The 2,565-nt window shown below is 36.6% G+C and carries 1 protein-coding gene and 1 pseudogene; both read left to right on the top strand.

What is annotated here, in order from left to right:
• A partial coding sequence (locus E1171_RS23565; protein WP_222931360.1) for a hypothetical protein occupies positions 1-342 on the top strand: 342 nt, incomplete at its 5' end.
• 109 nt (positions 343-451) lie between these two features.
• Positions 452-2,565 (top strand): annotated as a pseudogene (locus E1171_RS03000) (hypothetical protein); the annotation flags it as partial.

The raw sequence follows: 2,565 nt of genomic DNA, 5'->3' as shown, positions 1-2,565 counted from the left end.
GTTATCGGTTACCTACTGCTAAAATTTTTTTCCAATACCAATCGTATGGAATGGGGACATCATTTTAGCTTCGAAAAGGAACTTGGGATTATTATAGACAGTTTGGAAATAACTGTTGGAGATGTGAAAACTATAATTTTAGCAGGATTGGATAGTTTACGGGCCTTAGAAGGAAATATCGATGTTCCAAAGAAAGGCTATCCACACCAAGTGACTTTGATAATATACAGTAACGAAAAGCAAATGATCTTTGAGGCTGACTCCTTTGATTGTTTCAATTGTGAAGGAAATCACAAATATAAGTTGAAGGAATCTGGAGCAGAGTATAAATTTTTAAATTAAAAACAGTGGCTTACAATGGCGAGCAGCCAAGCTTTTCCAGGGCGCAAAAGCCAACGCTAATAAACCACAGCAGCCAGCCGGACGCTTAGTGATAATAAAAACCTGAATAATGAACAACATGATAAAAAACTACTTAACTATTTATTTTATTTTGCTACTCGTTTGTTGCAACAATATTGCCTTATCTCAAGAATTAGTATTTGCTAAAAGAATTGGAAGTGATTCTCCTGATATGTCCTCAGAGCAAGAAAGTAGTATTGTATTAGATGAGGAAGGTAATTTCTATATAACTGGTTCAATTGGATCAGGGTCAATAGGAGCAGTTTTTGGGGAAGGTGAAACAAATGAAACCACAATGAATATAAACGGATCTTTTGTTGCAAAATACAGTGCTTCTCAAGAACTACTATGGGTACAACAAATGGAAGCCTCAACCAGTTACGCAATAGATATTGATGTTAGCGGAAACGTTTATGTTTCAGGTACATTTTTCCAGGAAGCTACTTTCGGAGTTGGACAAACTAACGAAACCACTCTTAGTGGAATTTCCGGGGAGATCTTTATTGCCAAATATGATCCAAATGGAAATTTACTGTGGGCAATTAACGAAGGAGGGGATAATGATGACAATCCCGGTGGAAGAGCGCTTATAGTTGACGATAGTGGTAATATCTATTTAACTGGAACTTTCTGGGGTACAGTGACCTTCGGAGAAGGTGAGCCCAATGAAACCACATTGACATCTGAAAGCTCGACTTTTCTATTGGCAAAGTATGATACTGATGGATCCTTAATTTGGATACAAAAGGCTAGCAGTGGATCGAATCACAGTGGTGGTAAAAATATAGATTTAGATGAACAAGGAAACGTTTTTATCACTGGAAATTATTTTAACTCAGTGACCTTTGGTGAAGGACTATCAAACGAAACCACTCTCAACGATGGAAATGAATCATCATTTATCGTCAAATTCGATAATAAAGGTAACTTTATTTGGGCTATCGATCCGTTTATTGGGGGGGCAAGTGATATTAGTGGGGATTTAAAAATCGACAAAACAGGCTCCGTTCTTTTTGCAGGAAGTTTTACAAGTACCATTTTACTAGGGGAGGGAACTGATCGAGAAATCCAGCTTTCAAGTGTTGGATCGGAAGATATTATCCTAGCGAAATATAGTTCTGAGGGGGGATTTTTATGGGCAAAAACAGCGGGAAGTATAGAAGATGATCGTGGGATTGGGTTAGCAATCGATACAAATTCAAACGTGTTTATCACTGGATATTATGGTGGTGAAATACAATTTGGTATTAATGAGAGAAATGATACTACAATTTTAAACTCAGGAGCTAGCGACTTTTTTGTTGCTAAATTTTCTCCATCGGGTGAATTTATATGGGTCACATCGGCTGGAGAAGAGGAATGGGATCAGGGGAATGATATTGAAGTTGATGGTCAAGGAAATATCTATGTCACAGGCTTCTATCGGAGTAATATAATCTTTGGTAAGGATGAGCCTAACGAAACTAGCCTTCCCATTGAAGGCTTTAATGACATTTTCTTCTCTAAGTTTCAAAGATCATTTAACGCTCAACCGGAATTTGAGATTATTGGAGAAAAATCCTTTCAGGAAGATTTTATAGGAAATCATAGTCTGGAAATTCACCAAATAAATACACCCTCCGATGAAATTGATCAAGTAGTGTCTTATTCCATCTCACCAGATGATTCGGAATTAGTGGAATTCAGTTTTAATCAATCTACCGGAATACTGGAAATATCTTCTGTAGAAAATAAATTTGGAGAACAAACCTTTCTAATTACTTCCGATGACGGAGAGAAAGAGAATTATTCATATTCAAAGGAATTAACAATTAAAATAGAGCCAATAAATGATTTGCCACAAATCATTGAACTGAAAAATGAAATATCTATTCCAGAAGATAATTCTTTAGAGATCTTACTAACGGACCTTGTAGTGACTGATGTTGACAATGATTACCCAAGCGATTTCTCATTGACAGTCCTTGACGGTGAAAATTATTCGGTAACCAACAATGAAATTACTCCGGCCCTAGATTTTAGTGGAATATTAAATATTCCGATTTCAGTCAATGATGGTATGGCCGAAAGTGAAATCTTTCAGCTTTCAATCGAAGTCCTATCTGTCAATGATATTCCGGTGATCACAGGAATAAGCACACCTCTTACAACTTTTGAGGAAAA

It is taken from the genome of Xanthovirga aplysinae, from assembly GCF_009711365.1.
In the GTDB taxonomy this organism is placed as follows: domain Bacteria; phylum Bacteroidota; class Bacteroidia; order Cytophagales; family Cyclobacteriaceae; genus Xanthovirga; species Xanthovirga aplysinae.
This window is presented reverse-complemented; position numbering and strand designations above follow the sequence as displayed.